Source organism: Streptomyces sp. NBC_00104 (genome assembly GCF_045160825.1).
Taxonomy (GTDB): domain Bacteria; phylum Actinomycetota; class Actinomycetes; order Streptomycetales; family Streptomycetaceae; genus Streptomyces.
Genome location: NZ_CP108215.1, coordinates 1,037,172 through 1,051,848, shown reverse-complemented (window position 1 = coordinate 1,051,848; position 14,677 = coordinate 1,037,172). Strand labels below are relative to the sequence as shown.

The 14,677-nt window shown below is 70.5% G+C and carries 10 protein-coding genes and 2 pseudogenes; all 12 read right to left on the bottom strand.

From position 1 onward, the window contains the following. Positions 1-55: 55 nt before the first annotated feature. Positions 56-752 (bottom strand): annotated as a pseudogene (locus OG272_RS04465) (NADP-dependent oxidoreductase); the annotation flags it as partial. 354 nt (positions 753-1,106) lie between these two features. Next, a pseudogene (locus OG272_RS04460) lies at positions 1,107-1,244 on the bottom strand (alcohol dehydrogenase catalytic domain-containing protein); the annotation flags it as partial. 153 nt (positions 1,245-1,397) lie between these two features. Further along, complete coding sequence (locus OG272_RS04455; protein ID WP_327731114.1) at positions 1,398-2,834, bottom strand: aldehyde dehydrogenase family protein; 1,437 nt, start codon at positions 2,832-2,834, stop codon at positions 1,398-1,400. Beyond that, positions 2,831-4,363 carry a GMC family oxidoreductase N-terminal domain-containing protein gene (locus OG272_RS04450; protein ID WP_326584870.1) on the bottom strand — a complete coding sequence of 511 codons (1,533 nt, stop codon included), beginning with the start codon at positions 4,361-4,363 and terminating at the stop codon, positions 2,831-2,833. The genes OG272_RS04455 and OG272_RS04450 overlap by 4 nt, the downstream gene beginning before the upstream one ends. Before the next feature lie 274 nt (positions 4,364-4,637). Beyond that, on the bottom strand, positions 4,638-5,969 hold the full coding sequence (locus OG272_RS04445; protein WP_327731115.1) for an MFS transporter: 1,332 nt from the start codon (positions 5,967-5,969) through the stop codon (positions 4,638-4,640). A 501-nt stretch (positions 5,970-6,470) separates the two neighbouring features. Then, on the bottom strand, positions 6,471-7,436 hold the full coding sequence (locus tag OG272_RS04440) for a helix-turn-helix domain-containing protein (RefSeq protein WP_326584872.1): 966 nt from the start codon (positions 7,434-7,436) through the stop codon (positions 6,471-6,473). Positions 7,437-7,631: 195 nt separating this feature from the next. Continuing rightward, entirely contained in the window at positions 7,632-8,636 is a 1,005-nt protein-coding gene (hpaD, locus tag OG272_RS04435) for a 3,4-dihydroxyphenylacetate 2,3-dioxygenase (protein WP_327731116.1), read from the bottom strand. Continuing rightward, entirely contained in the window at positions 8,633-10,141 is a 1,509-nt protein-coding gene (gene hpaE, locus OG272_RS04430; protein ID WP_405892597.1) for a 5-carboxymethyl-2-hydroxymuconate semialdehyde dehydrogenase, read from the bottom strand. Before hpaE ends, hpaD begins: the two co-directional genes overlap by 4 nt. Beyond that, positions 10,138-11,070: a 4-hydroxy-tetrahydrodipicolinate synthase gene (dapA, locus tag OG272_RS04425; protein WP_405892596.1), complete on the bottom strand. Its 933-nt coding sequence runs from the start codon at positions 11,068-11,070 to the stop codon at positions 10,138-10,140. Before dapA ends, hpaE begins: the two co-directional genes overlap by 4 nt. Then, the gene (locus OG272_RS04420) at positions 11,067-12,539 is read right to left on the bottom strand and encodes a fumarylacetoacetate hydrolase family protein (protein ID WP_327731119.1); all 1,473 of its coding nucleotides are present in this window, start codon (positions 12,537-12,539) and stop codon (positions 11,067-11,069) included. Before OG272_RS04420 ends, dapA begins: the two co-directional genes overlap by 4 nt. Continuing rightward, positions 12,539-14,005 (bottom strand): 4-hydroxyphenylacetate 3-monooxygenase, oxygenase component, encoded by a 1,467-nt coding sequence (hpaB, locus tag OG272_RS04415; RefSeq protein ID WP_326584877.1) that lies wholly within the window; start codon positions 14,003-14,005, stop codon positions 12,539-12,541. The genes OG272_RS04420 and hpaB overlap by 1 nt, the downstream gene beginning before the upstream one ends. A gap of 59 nt (positions 14,006-14,064) precedes the next feature. Next, complete coding sequence (locus tag OG272_RS04410; protein ID WP_326584878.1) at positions 14,065-14,568, bottom strand: flavin reductase family protein; 504 nt, start codon at positions 14,566-14,568, stop codon at positions 14,065-14,067. Positions 14,569-14,677: the final 109 nt, after the last annotated feature.

Here is a 14,677-nt window from a genome sequence, read left to right as displayed (position 1 = left end):
AGGTGGTGCGGCGGGGAATCGGGATGCCCCGCCATATCAGCCGGTCGAGCCTCCGCTATGCCTTCCCCGTCCCTTCCACGGTCAGCACGATCTTGCCAGTGGTACGGCCGGTCTCACCCAGGGCGTGGGCCTTTGCGGCCTCGGCGAGCGGGAACGTGGCCTCGATGTGAGCGCGCAGGGCGCCGGTCTCGACGAGGTCGGCGATGGCCTGCATGCCGGCGCGGTCGGCCTCGACGAGGAGGGCCTCGTAGCGGATGCCCCGCTCGGCGATGTCCGCCAGCTCGTCGGCGTCGATGGGTACCGGAAGGATCGAGACGAGGGTTCCGCCCGGGCGCAGCACCGTGAGGGAGCGGGCGCGGGCGGCGGCGTCCAACGAGATCGGGTCGAGGAGCACGTCGATGTCCTCGACGGGCCTCGGTGAAGTCGACCGTGTGGTAGTCGATGGCCTCGTCCACTCCGATCGAACGCAGGAAGTCGTGCTTGGCGGCACTGGCGGTGCCGATGACGTACGCGCCGCGGGACTTGGCGATCTGGACGGCGAGATGGCCGACGCCGCTCGCGGCCGCGTGGATGAGGACGCGCTGCCCGGGCTGGACGTCGGCGGTGTCGACGAGTGCCTGGTAGGCGGTCAGGGCCGCGAGCGGGAGCGCGCCGGCCTGGAGGTGGTCGATGCCGGCGGGCTTGTGGACGAAGGCGCGGGCCCGGCCGGTCACGTACTCGGCGTGGGAGCCGACCCCGTGGGGGTATGAGCTGCTTGCCAAGGAGTGCGTATGAGGTCGAGTTAGCTCGATCGTGTGATGGTCGGTTTCCGGGCTTGCGGCGTCCTGGGCCGTTCGGGTTAGCGTGGCTGTGCGATCTGGGACGCGGGGTACGGCGTCAGCGTGTGGGGCCCCTGTTTCACCGGTGTGATGGTTCAGGGCCTCCCCGTCGCCTCTGGCCGTACCCAATTGGCCAGGTCGCGCAGGGAACTGGCCTCCCGGGCTCGGACCACGCACAGGATGTGTGTCGCCGCCCCGGGGTCGAGTACGCCGGGGACCAGCTCGCCCAGGACCGTTCGGGGCGCGCGGCTGAGCGGACTCACTCCCGCTCCGTCCACAGGAACGGTAGGGCAGCATGCCGAAGACCTCGTCGCTCGGCTTGAACAGGGTGACGCCGGTGCCGACGGTCTCGACGACTCCGGAGACGTCCCAGCCCAGGATGAGGGGCAGGCCGTTGGCGGTCATGGGCTGGGCGCGGTTCCACCAGTCGGTCGGGTTGACGCCGGCCGCGCGGACGGCGATCAGGATCTCTGCGGGCTTCTTCAGGCGCCCGGACGGACAGGCGGACAGGCCGCGCATCATCCTCAGGATCGTGCGGTCCGAACCCTCGGGGCCGCCTGTCCGCGACGGGCGGGCACCTCAGGCGAGCGAGGTCCACACGCTCTTGACCTCCGTGTACGCGTCGATGGCTCCGCTGCCCATCTCCCGGCCCCAGCCGCTGGCCTTGAACCCGCCCCAGGGGGCGGAGGCGTCCACGGGGTTGGGCATGTTGATGAATACCGTGCCCGCCCGGATGGAGCCGGCCACGCGGTGCGCCGCGCCCACGTCGCGGGTCCATACGGCCGCCGCCAGGCCGTACTCGGTGTCGTTGGCGCGGGCGACGGCCTCGTCCTCGTCGTCGTACGGCAGGACGGACAGCACCGGGCCGAAGATCTCCTCGCGGGCGATGCGCATGTCGTCCCGTACACCCGTGAACACGGTCGGCTGGTAGAAGAAGCCCGGCAGGTCGTCGACGGGGGCCCCGCCGGCGAGCAGCTGGGCGCCTTCCTGGACCCCGCTGCGCACCAGTGCGTGGACGTGGGCACGGTGTTCGCTCGTGACCAGGGGACCGAGCTCGGTGTCGGGCGCGTTGCCCGCGCCGAGTCGCATCCCGCTGACGGCCTTGGCACAGCGCTCGGCGAACTCGTCGGCGAGGGAGCGGTGGACGAGGAACCGGGTGTAGGCCGCGCACACCTGGCCGCTGTTGAGGAGCGCGCCCTGAAGACAGCCCGCCACGGCCGCGTCCAGGTCGGCGCCGGGCAGCACGAGGCTCGGTGCCTTCCCGCCGAGTTCGAGCGTGACACGCTTGAGGTTGCCCGCGGAGGCCCGGACGATGTCCCTGCCGGTCTCGGTCGAACCGGTGAAGGAGACCTTGTCCACGCCGGGGTGCTCGACGAGGGCCCGGCCGGCCTCGGGACCACCGGTCAGCAGGTTGATGGCGCCGTCCGGCACACCGGCCGTACGGCACAACTCGACGAGCCGCACCGTGGTCATCGGGGTCTGTTCCGCGGGTTTGACGATCACGGTGTTCCCGCAGGCGAGGGCCGGTGCGATCTTCCAACTCGCGATCATGAGCGGGAAGTTCCACGGGGTGATCAGCGCGCACACTCCCACCGGCTCGCGCTTGGTGTACTGCAGCACGCCGGGGAAGGACAGCGGCGCCGTCTCGCCGTAGATCTTGGTGACCCAGCCGGCGTAGTAGCGGAAGTGCTCGGCAGCCGCGGCGACGCTGACCGCCATGGAGATGCCGAGCGGCTGGCCCTGGTCGCGGGTCTCCAACTCGGCCAGTTCCTCGGCGTGTTCCTCGATGAGGTCGCCTATGCGCCACAGGATCCGGGCGCGCCGGGCCGGGGTGAGTCCCGCCCAATCCGGGTTCTCGAGGGCGGCGCGGGCGGCCCGTACGGCCGCGTCGGCTTCCGCGGCCCCCGCCAGGGACACCTGGGCGTGGGGCTGCCCCGTCGCCGGGTCCAGGGTCTCGAACTCCGCTCCGGAGGCCGCGGCTTGCCACTCGCCACCGATGAAAAGGGTGTTGGTCACAGCTGTGCTCCCAGGATGAGGTCGGCGCAGCGCTCGCCGATCATGACGGCAGGTGCGTGGGTGTTGCCGGAGGTGACGGAGGGCATGACGGAGGCGTCCGCGACGCGCAGGCCGGCCACGCCGTGTACGCGCAGCTGAGGATCGACGACCGCCATACGGTCGATGCCCATACGGCAGGTGCCCACCTGGTGGTGATAGCTGAGGAGGGTCCGCTTGATGTACGCGGCGATCTCCGCGTCCGTACGCACATACGGTCCGGGTGCGACCTCGCGGGCCCGCCAGTCGCCCAGCGACTTCTCCTCGCCGATCTCCCGCACCTGCCGCACGGCCCGCACCATGGCCGCGAGGTCCGACGGCTCGGAGAAGTAAGCGGGGTCCAGGGCGGGAGCCTGGGTGGGGTCGGCCGAGCGCAGCCACAGACGGCCCCGGCTGAGCGGACGGATCGTCCCCGCGAGGACCGAGAAGCCGTGGCCTTCTTCCGGAACGTCCATGTCGGGCACCGGCAGGGGCAGGTGGGACATCAGCGGCTGCAGGTCCGGCACGGCCAGCGCCGGGTCGGACTTGGCGAAGTAGTGGGCCTCCAGGTTGTTGGCCGTACCCTGCGGCACCGGACGTGCCGACTCCCACACCACCGGAGCGAGGGTGTGGTCGTGCAGGTTCGCGCCCACTCCCGGCAGGTCCGCGGCCGCCTCGATCCCGAGGGCCCGCAGCTCGTCCGCCGGCCCGACACCGCTGAGCAGGAGCAGCTGTGCCGATCCGATGGCGCCGCCGGACAGGATCACGTCCCCTTCGCAGCGGACCTCCGTCGTACGGCCTTCGCGCAGCAGCTCGACGCCCCGCGCCCGGCCGTCGGCCACCAGGACGCGCGTGACCGCCGCGCCGGTCATCACCGTCAGCTGCGCGCTGTCGAGCACCGGCTCCATGAAGGCGGTCCACGCGCTGACGCGCCTGCCGTCGCGGATGTTGCGGTGAATCAGGTTGACGCCGAGCTGGTCCTGGCCGTTGCAGTCGTCGTTGTACGCGATCCCGTAGTCCTGGCATGCCTCGATGAAGGCGGTGGTCACCGGGTTGGGGGAGTGGTTCCGGCTGACGGGCAGCGGGCCGCCGGCCCCGTGGTAGTACGACGCGCCGTCCTCGAAGTCCTCCGAGCGTTTGAAGTACGGCAGCACCTCGTCGTACGACCAGCCCGCCGCTCCCTGGTAGGCCCAGCTGTCGTAGTCGGCCCGGTTACCGCGGACGTAGATCATGCCGTTGAGGGCGCTGGAGCCGCCGAGGACCTTGCCGCGCGGCCAGAACACCTGGGTGCCGGAGGCGTGCCGCTGGGGTTCGGTGGTGTACGCGTGGTCCTGCGGGGAGTTCCACAGCTCCCACAGGCGCCCGGGGTCGTGGATGGCCGGGTTGTCGTCCCGGTCGCCCATCTCGATCAGCAGGACGGTCCGGCCGGCGTCCACGAGTCTGCGCGCGAGCGCACAGCCCGCGGACCCGGCGCCCACCACGATGTGGTCGTAAACGGTGTGTGTTGCTCGCATGACGGGAGGGTCACAGACGGACGGGCCGCCGGCTTGTGCCGTCGTGCACGGGCTGTTGCGGAGGCGGGCACGAACGGCTGTGCACGGGCGGACGGACGGGCCCGGTGGCCGGGCGCACGCTGCCCGCTGCGGGCCTATGGGCGACCTGGCAGCCGCCGTGGGTGACCGGGCCCGGCCGCGCGGGCGAGCGGCTGCGCCGAGGCAGCACGCGACGGGCCGGGACCACCGAGGTGGTCCCGGCCCGTCGCGGGAGTCGCAGAAAGGGGGGGCGGAGTCAGGACACGGCGGGTGCGCTCGGGACTCGCTCCGTGGCGCCGGCGCCGACCGCCGCCGCGTTCTTCCTGCGCAGGACGGCGGGAGCCGTCTCCTTCAGCCCGAGCGCGAGCAGGACGACCAACACGGCACCCGCCGCCGAGATGTACATGGCCGTCTGAAGCCCCCAGTTGTCGGAGGCCCACCCGGCGATCACCGGAGCGAGGAACCCGCCGGCGAGTTCCCCGATGCCCATGACCAGGCCCAGGGCGGTCGCCAGCGCGCCACGGGGGACGGTCTCCGCGGGGATGGTCGCCATGAACAGGGTGAAGCAGCCGAGACCCGTATACGTGAGCAGAACCACTGCGCCGAGCGCCAGAGGACTGCTCACATACACCACGGCCAGGGGGCAGAGCGCGGCCATCACCGTGAAGACGATCAGTGTGTTCTTGCGGCCGAACCGGTCCGAGATCGCCGGTGTGACGAAGCCCCACACGACCCACGCCACCCCGAGACAGGTCACGACGCCGCTCATCGTCGCGGGTGAGAAGCCCTTGACCGAGGTCATGTAGACAGGCGCGAACGTGATGATGACGAAGAACCAGGTCATGTACGCGCAGGCGATCAGCACGCAGAGGATGATGTTGCGCTGCCGGAGGATGCTGCCGATGCTCGGCTTGGCCGCGGCATCCACGGATTCCGCCGCGGGCTCCGTCATCACACGGCCACCCGGCGGTTCCTCCCGTACCGACCGCCAGATCCACAGGGCGAGCAGCAGGCCGGGGACGATGGTGATGACGAACGCCAGTCGCCAGGTGTACTGCGTGGCGATCCACACCACCGCGAGCGGGCAGAGGATGCCGCCCAGCAACCCGGCCGAGGACCCCTGCAGCAGGCCCATGTTCAGCCCGCGCCGGTGCTCCTGTGACGCCTCCACCATCAGGGATTGCGACGCCGGCAGAACGGCACCTTCCGCCAGCCCCATCAGCGCCCTGACTGCCAACAGCGCGGCGAATCCGGTGACCAGACCGCTCGACGCCGACAGGCTGGAGAAGAGCACCACCGCGATGATGACCACGGGCTTACGGCGGCCGAGCCGGTCGGACAGGCGTCCCGAGATCATTCCGGACAGGGCCCAGGTCAGGGCGAGGACTCCGGAGAGCGCGCCCAGGGCGGTGTTCGAGAGGGGGATGTCCTCGCTGATGAAGGGGACGAGGAAGAGAAGTGCCTGCCGGTCGAAGAAGACGAGGCCGAAGCCCAGGAAAAGGATGACGAGCAGCTTGTTCTCGTAGCGGCGGGCGTCGGGGCCGGCGCCACCGAGCGGAGGGGGCGCGGCGGATCGCTTTCTCAGCATGAATGCCTCATTCGTCGGACGAGCGGGAGCCGGAGAGGCAGGAAGGGGGAGCCGTGGGGAGAAGAGACGGCAACGGGGCTGTCGATCGGCGCGGTGACGCGCTTCGGCCCTGGGGGTGGTCGGGACGTCAGCCCGTTCCCGTGTCTGTGGACGTTCCTGCGTAAGCCGCTCACCGGCGCCCGCGAGGCGGGCCCGTGAGGCGTGTGCGGCTCTCTCTCACGACCGGAGGGTGCACCTCGGCGGCCCACTCCGGCTTGCGTGATGGTGCACCGGCCCTTGCGGGCGCGGGCACGATCGGCGGATCCGCCGTGTTCGGGACGTGCTACGACAGGCAGCGAAAGGGCAGCTACAGGGCAGCCAAACCGCGTGACCGCCACTGAGCGCTCGCTGAGCGGGATCGGTGAAGTCCGCTGCGCTACAGCGCCCCGCAAGGGGCGCGGGGAACTGCGCGACCAGCCCCCACCGGCCCGCGGTGAACAACCCGCATATTCAGCGGAGCGCTCAGGCGCCCAGCGCCGTGCGCCCGGCCCCGCGTGCCTCCGACGGGCTCATGCCGTAGGCGCTCCGGAAGGCGTGGCTGAAGTGGGCGGGGTCCGGAAAGCCCCAGCGGCTCCCGACGGTGGCGACGGGCATATGGGCGAGCGCGGGGTCCGCGAGATCGCGCAGGCACTCGGCGAGGCGACGCTCCCGGAGCCAGCCCGAGACCGTGTATCCCCGCTCGGCCAGCAGCTTGTAGAGGAAGCGCCGCGAGATGTGATGGGCGGCCGCGATCCGGTCGGGGCCGAGCCCCGGGTCGGAGAGCCGCTGTTCCATGTACGTGAGGATCCGCCGGGCCAGCAGCTCCCGCCCGTCGTCCTGCTGCGCCACCTGCACGGCGCACCGCTCCGAGAGCATCGCGCCGACCAGGTCGACCACGCTGTCCGCGAGCCGCTGCGTGCCGAGAGCGTCCAGTTGCCGGACCTGCCCGGCCAGTCCGCGCAGGAACGGGTGTACGACGGGCCCCAGTCCGTCACTGCACGACACGGTGGTGGCGATCACGCGGGTCAGGTCGCGCTCGGGCAGCCGGAGCATGACCCGCGGGAACATCAGCACGAGTGTGCGGTACCGCTGGTCGAAGTCGAGCGTGTACGGGTGCCGGGTGTCGTAGATGGCCAGCTCGCCCGGCTTGAGCAGGGCCTGGCGGTCCGCCTGGGTCAGCATGCACTGGCCGGCCAGCTGAAGACTCACCTTGACGAAATCGGCCGGGTCGGAGGCGATGTGCCTCCGCGTGTGGGCGACGCCGTGCGGATCCGCGGCCACGACGGACACCTGCACCGCGCCGAGCTGGGCGGTGTGCAGGGAGGCGCGGAAGTCGGGAACCTCGCGCGGCAGCGCTTCCAGCGGCACGAAACTCTGGCCGACCACGTCCCGCCAGAACTCGAAGCGTCCTGCGGAGGTGTCGTCCGACGGAGTCGTCATCGAGGGCATGGGTCTCCTCTGCGGGCCCTTCGGCAAGCCGGCAGGTAGGCGTGCCGCCGGATACTAACTGTCATATCCGGTTTTTACAAAGTGTGATGAATGGGGTGTATAGGAAGATTTCTTGTCTGTCGAGGGCGCGGCGAGGGGGCCCGGAAGGGGCGCGAAGCGCCTCCGGGTCCCCTACCCCCTACCCCCCCCGAATGATCAGCCGAGGCCGTCCGCACCCACCTGAACCGCGGACTCGTCGAGGACGGTGTCGGTCACGGGCTGCGGGCGTCCGTCCAGGTCGAGGACGGGGACGGCCTCCTTGTACCAGGACTCGATGACGGCGTTGCCCCAGAAGTCGCGGCGGCGGTCGTCGCGCACGTTCCAGCGGTACGTCTCGTGGTCCGGGTCACCGGTGTAGTAGTCCGAGGTGTAGATCTCCACGCGGTGGCCGTCGGGGTCCCTCAGGTAGAGGTAGAAGGCGTTGGAGACGCCGTGCCGACCGGGGCCTCGTTCGATGTGGTGCTCTTTGTGCAGTGAGCCGAAGATGTCGGCCGCGCGCAGTACCTGGTGGGACTCGTGGGTGGCCACCCCGAGGTGGTGCAGACGCGGCCCGGCACCCCCCGTGAAGGCGACGTCATGGACGGTCTGCTTGCGGTACATCCAGGCCGCGTACAGCTCGTGCTCGTCGCCCTCGATCGTTTCCGAGCAGCCGAAGCCGAGGGACCGGTAGTGGGCGTAGGCGGCCGGGATGTCGGGGGTGCAGATGTTGAAGTGGTCCAGGCGGGCGATCTCGGCGCCGTGGCGGATGTCGTAGCGCTGGATGAGGCGCTCGGCGCGCTCGATCTCGTGGAAGAACTCCACGGGGAAGCCGAGCGGGTCGATGACGCGGACCGCGTCGCCGACACCGTGTGTGCCCTCGCCCTTCTTCAACCGCTTGACCGGGCAGCCGAGTTCGGTGAAGAACTTCTCCGCCTTGTCGACGTCCTCGGGGGTGCGTACGCGGTAGGCGATGTGGTCGAGGGCCGCCAGGTCGCCCTTGCGCAGCACCAGCGAGTGGTGGGTGAGTTCGTCCGTGCCGCGCAGGTACAGCGACTCGGTGTCCTCGTACTGGATGTGGAAGCCGAGCATGTCGACCCAGAACCAGCGGGCGGCACCGAGGTCGGTGACGGCGAGCTGGGCGTAGGCGGACCGGACGACGTCCGGGGCGTTCGAGGCAGTCATGAGGTGGCTCCGAAGCGGGGGGTGTGCACCTCGGCGAGGGCGACGTGGACGATCTTCGATTCGGTGTAGAAGTCGATGCTGTGGGCGCCGCCCTCGCGGCCGACGCCGGAGGCCTTGACCCCGCCGAAGGGGGTGCGCAGGTCACGGACGTTGTGGGAGTTGATCCAGACCATGCCGGACTCGACCGCGTGCGCGATGCGGTGGCCGCGCTTGAGGTCCGAGGTCCAGACGTAGGCGGCCAGACCGAACTGCGTGGCGTTCGCGAGTTCCACGGCCTCGGTCTCGTCGTCGAAGGGAGCGACGGCCACGACCGGGCCGAAGATCTCCTCCTGGAAGATACGGGCGTCGCGTTCGACGTCGGCGAAGACGGTGGGCTGGAGGTAGTTGCCGTCCGCGAGGTGCTCGGGGCGGCTGCCGCCGGCGACCAGTCGGGCCTCCTTCCGGCCGATCTCCACGTAGTTCAGGACGCGCTCGTAGTGTTCGGGGTGTACCAGTGCGCCGACCTCGGTGGCCGGGTCGGAAGGGAGCCCGACCCGTACGTTCGCGGCCCGCTCCGCCAGTCGCCGGGTGAACTCCTCGTACAACGGGCGCTCGACGAGTACGCGTGAACCTGCCGTGCAGCGCTCCCCGTTGAGGGAGAACACGCCGAAGACCACCGAGTCCAGCGCGGCCTCCAGGTCGGCGTCGGCGAAGACGACGACCGGGGACTTGCCGCCCAGCTCCATCGACACCGTCTTCAGGTGCTCGGCGGAGGACCGGATGATGTGCCGACCTGTGTCGGAGGAGCCGGTGAAGGAGATCAGCGGCACGTCCGGGTGGTCGACGAGGGCCTGGCCGGCCTCCTCGCCGATGCCGTGGACGATGTTCACCACCCCGGCGGGCACGCCTGCCTCTTCGAAGATCTCCGGCCACAGCGACGCGGACAGCGGGGTCCACTCGGCCGGCTTCAGGATCAGCGTGCAGCCGGACGCCAGCGCGGGTGCCAGCTTCCAGCTCTCCAGCATGAACGGCGTGTTCCAGGGAGTGATCAGCCCGGCGACCCCCACCGGTGTGCGCACCACATAGCTGAACTGGTCGTCGCCCTGCCGGAACGCCTCCTCGCCGAGGGCCACGATGACATCCGCGAAGTAGCGGAAGTTCTCGGCGGCGCGCCGCGCCTGGCCGCGGGCCTGCGTGATCGGCAGCCCGGAGTCGTACGACTCGAAGGCGGCGAGCCGGTCATGACGGACCTCGACGGCGTCGGCGATCCGGTACAGGACACCCGCGCGTGCCCGGTTGGACAGCCCGGCCCACTCCGGGAACGCGACCCGGGCGGCCGTCACCGCCCGGTCCACGTCGGCCGCGGAGCCACGCGCGGCCTGCGCGTAGGCCGTGTTGGAGACCGGGTCGGCGACGTCGAAGGTGCGTCCGTCCGCGGCGTCGACGAAGGCACCGCCGATCCAGTGCGGGATCACGGCGGGAAGGTGCTCAGGGGTGGAGGGAAGGTGCTCAGGGGTGGTGCTCACTGCACGGCTCCGATCTGCTGGGTGAGGTCTCCGCCCTCGCGGAGCAGCGCGCGGATCTTGGACAGGCCCGCGTCGGTGGGGGAGGTGAGCGGCGGGCGGACATGGGGTGACTCGATACGTCCCTGCTGGTGCAGCACCCACTTCGCCGGCGCCGGGTTCGTCTCGACGAACAGGAGGTCGACGAGCGGGTGCAGGCGGTAGTGGAGATCGCGGGCACCGTCGAAATCGCCCGCCTCCCACAGCTCGTACATCCGAGCCACCGCACCGGGCGCCAGGTTCGCGACGGCCGAGACGAAACCCGCACCGCCGAGCGCGAGCAGCGGCAGGCACAGCAGCTCGATGCCCGACCAGACGAGCAGTGAGCGCCCGCAGGCGTGCAACACGCGCGAGAAGTGCTCGAAGTCCTTGGTGGTCTCCTTGACGCCCACGAAGTTCTCGAAGTCGGTGAACAGCCGCTTCACCGTCTCGGGCGCGATGTCGACGGCCGTGCGCGAGGGCACGTTGTAGGCGACGATCGGCAGGTCCGGGAACTCCCGCGCGACGGTCGCGTACCACTGGTACAACGCCTCCTGCGTGGGGCGCGCGTAGTACGGCGTGATGACGAGCGCGGCGTCGGCGCCCAACTCCGCTGCGGCGGCGGTGAGTTCGAGGGTCTCGTCGAGCTTGTGGGATCCGGTCCCGGGCAGGAACGGGACGCGGTCGTCGATCTCCTCGACCGCCGTCCGCATCCCCGCGATCCGTTCGGCCACGCTCTGCGCGCTGGGCTCGCCGGTGGAGCCGCCCAGCGAGATGCCGTGCGAACCGGACTCCAGCTGGAAGCGGATCAGCGCGCGCAGGCTGTCGTGGTCGACGGCTCCGTCCGAGGTGAAGGGGGTGATGGCGGGAGCGATGGAGCCGCGGATGGCGGACGGGTCGCTGCGGAATTTCATGTGGGCTCTCCTTGCGTGCTGTGCTGCTTGCGCCACCGCTCGTACATCTCGTGCCAGTCGGGACCGAGGGGATACAGGCCGTCGATGCCGTGCCCGGCACGCACCTGCTCGGTGATGAAGCGCTCCTTCTGTTCCTGCTCCCGGCAGTCGGTGATCAGGTCCTCGGCCAGGTCGGGCGGCACGACGACCACGCCGTCCGCGTCTCCCACCAGCAGGTCGCCGGGCTGTACGAGGGCTCCGCCACAGGCGATCGGCACTCCCGTGTCCCACGGCACATGGCGGCGGCCGAGGACGGAGGGGTGGGCTCCGCCGTGGTAGACGGGCAGCCCCAGTTCGGTGACGGCGACGCTGTCGCGCAGGCCTCCGTCGGTGACCACCCCGGCCGCGCCGCGCTGCTGGGCGCGCAGGGCGAGGATGTCGCCGAGCGTGCCGGCGGAGGTGTCCCGGCGGGCGTCCATGACCAGCACATGACCGGGTCGCAGCTGCTCGACGGCCCGCTTCTGGGCGTTCATGCCGTTGCCGTACCGCTTGAACAGGTCCTCACGCAGCGGCAGGTAGCGCAGCGTGTGGGCGACGCCGACCATCTTCGTGTCCGGCCGTGCGGGACGTACCCCGTCGATGGACATGTGCGGCAGTCCGCGCCCCCGCAACTGCGCGCTGAGTGTGGCGACCGCGACCGAACGCAGTCCGTCCTCGACGCGTTCGTCGAGCTGGGGGCACCTCCCAGCGGTAGCTGGGGGAGGCTCGGGGGTGAACGCGGCTCCGTGGGCGGCCTCGCGTTCGGCCGCGTCCGTCCTCGGCATCGCGCCGTACGTCTCCAGGGCGGGCCCGGAGGCGATGGGGTTGCGTAGCCGCCCGGTGGACTGTCCGCCGCCGGTGACCTCGACCTCCACCGTGTCGCCGGGGGAGACGACGGACGCGCCGGCCGGAGTGCCCGTAAGGATGACGTCCCCGGGCTCCAGGGTGACCAGTCTCGACAGATCGGCGACGAGCTGTCCGAAGGGGAAAAGGAGGGTGTCGGTGGTGTCGTCCTGTACGAGTTCGCCGTTGACCCAGGTACGCAACCGAAGTGCGGCCGGGTCGAGTTGGCGGGCGTCCAGCAGCCGCGGCCCGATCGGCGTGAATCCGTCGGCGCCCTTGGAGCGGAGGTTGGAGCCGCGGTCGGCATACCGCAGGTCGTAGACCCCGGCGTCGTTCGCGGCGGTCACCCACCGCACGTGCGCCCAGCCGTCCTCCGGCCGCACCCGCTGGGCCCGGCCGCCGACGACCAGGGCGATCTCGCCCTCGAACCCGAGCAGTTCACACCCCTCCGGGCGGACGATGGCCTCCTTGGTGCCCGCCAGCGACGAGGGGGGCTTGAGGAAGTAGGAGGGCTGGGCCGGGATCCGGCCGCGCTCCCTGGCCCGGCTGGGATAGTTGAGGTGAACAGCGATGATCTTCGACGGAGGGTTCCCCAGGGGGTGCGTCATCAGGAGCGCTCCAGGCTGCGCTGATTCAGGAAGTCCTGGACCTTCGCCTTGTACGGCTCACGGTCGTACGACTTCACGTACGCGCCCGCCATCCGGACAGGGTCACCGAAGAAGTAGTACTCGTACAGGGCCTGGCGGCTGGAGAAGGCGGAGATGCAGGTGTCCCAGACGAGACGGAAGAGCTTCACGCGCTCGGCGCCGGTGAGGGTGGCCGACTGGAGGTAGGCCTCGATGTCGGCGGCCGCCGGGCCGGTGATGTCCAGTTCGGTCGGGGTGGCCATCAGGCCGGAGGCGCCGAGCTTGCGCAGGATCTGCGGGAAGCGCTGGTACAGCTTGGGGTAGAGGTTGCGGGCGGCGTTGAGGGGGGCCCAGGCCGGGGTCAGCACCCCGTACTCGTTGACCTCGGCGTCGGCTTCCGCCGCGCGCAGGAAGGCGCGCAGCGTCTCCAGGGTGGTGATGATCTCGGCGATGTCCTCCTGGACGTGCTGGAACTGCTCGATGCCGATGGCCTCCGTGAGCAGGGTCACCAGTCCCAGGATGTACTCGGTCTTGGCGGTGGTGCGGGTGACGACCTGGTGGGTCATGTGCACCACGGAGGACGTCTGGGAGTAGAAGCCGTTGCACAGCTCGGCGTCACCGAGGGCGAAGCAGCGTTCGAAGGGCACGTGCACGTCGTCGAAGACGACCACACAGTCCGATTCCTCGAAGCGGGAGGCGAGGGGGTGGTCGTGGCGCGGGCGGTCGTAGTCGAGGGGCTCGCGGGCGATGTAGCGCAGGCCGGGGGTGTCGTTGGGGATGGCGAAGGCGTACGAGTACGGCTTGTCCTCGGGCGTGCCGCGGAGCACGGTCGAGGGGAAGACGAGCATCTCGTCGGCGAAGGGGGCGATGGTGGCGAGCATGCGCGCCCCGCGGATCACCACGCCGTTGTCGTCCTCCTTCACGATGCGTGCCGCGAGTTTGCCGCCCGCCTGCTGGGTGCCCGCCACCGCCCGGTTGACCTGCGGCGGGATCAGCGTGTGCGTGCACAGCAGATCCTCTTCGCGGGCCTTCTCGTAGTAGCGGCGGATGTTCTCGCCGAAGGCGGGATTGGCCTGGGCGAACCAGTCGGCGGCCGAGGCGAGCGCCATCAGGGAGCTGTTCATGTAGTCGCCGGTGCGGCCCAGCATGCCGTTGCCATGGTCGGCCCACACCTTGAACGCCTTACGGCGCTTGACGAGATCGTCGGGTGTGCGCGGAGTGAGGAAGGACGTGCCGACCGGCTCACCGGAGGTGGGGGAGGCGTACGTGAGGACGTCCTTGTGTTCGTCGCTGTGCTGGAGGTCGTACAGCTCGGCGTAGGTGCGCACCACGTTGCGGAAAGCGGGGTGTTCCTGAATTCCTCCGGTGAGCGTCTCGCCCTGGATGTGCACGGTGGGGCGGGACTGGGAGAGGCGATCGAGGAATTCCTTGCCGGTGCGTGCGGCCATGGCGGTTCTCCTGGGGAGTGCGGTGGGGCTCGGGAGGGGGTGGGACGGGCGGAAGAGCTTCAGAAGAGGTGCTCGATGCCGTCGGTCGACTCGGTCGTGGACGCGAAACGGCTCCAGGCGTAGGTCAGGGCGTCGCCGTCGCGGTGACCGAGGTCGGTGACGCGGCCGAGGACCAGGGTGTGGTCGCCGCCGTCGTACGCGCGCCAGGGCTCGCACTCCACCCAGGCGAGCGGGTCGGCCAGCCGGGGGACGCGCGCGCCCTTTGCCCAGCGGGGCTCCGCGGCGCTCCGGGCTCCCGCGAACAGCCGGGCCAACTGCTCCTGTTCGGCACCGAGGATGTTCACGCAGAAGGGCCCGTCGGCCAACTGGTCGTGGCAGCGGGCCCGGCGGGCGACGCTCACCAGCACCAGCGGCGGTTCGGCGGACACGGACGTGAAGGAGTTCATGGTGGCGCCCCGCGGACCGCTGTCGGTCGCGTACGACACCACTGTGACGCCGGTGGCGAAACGGGACATGCAGGCACGCAGCGCGCCGGGACTGGGGGGAGCGAGTGCTTCGGGCATACGAGGCTCCTTGGGATCGATCGCGCGCCGGACCGTGCCCGTCGACGGAGAGGGAGGAACGGCCGGGGCTACCCGGCCGCACATCGGGACGCACGGCCGGGAGGAGACC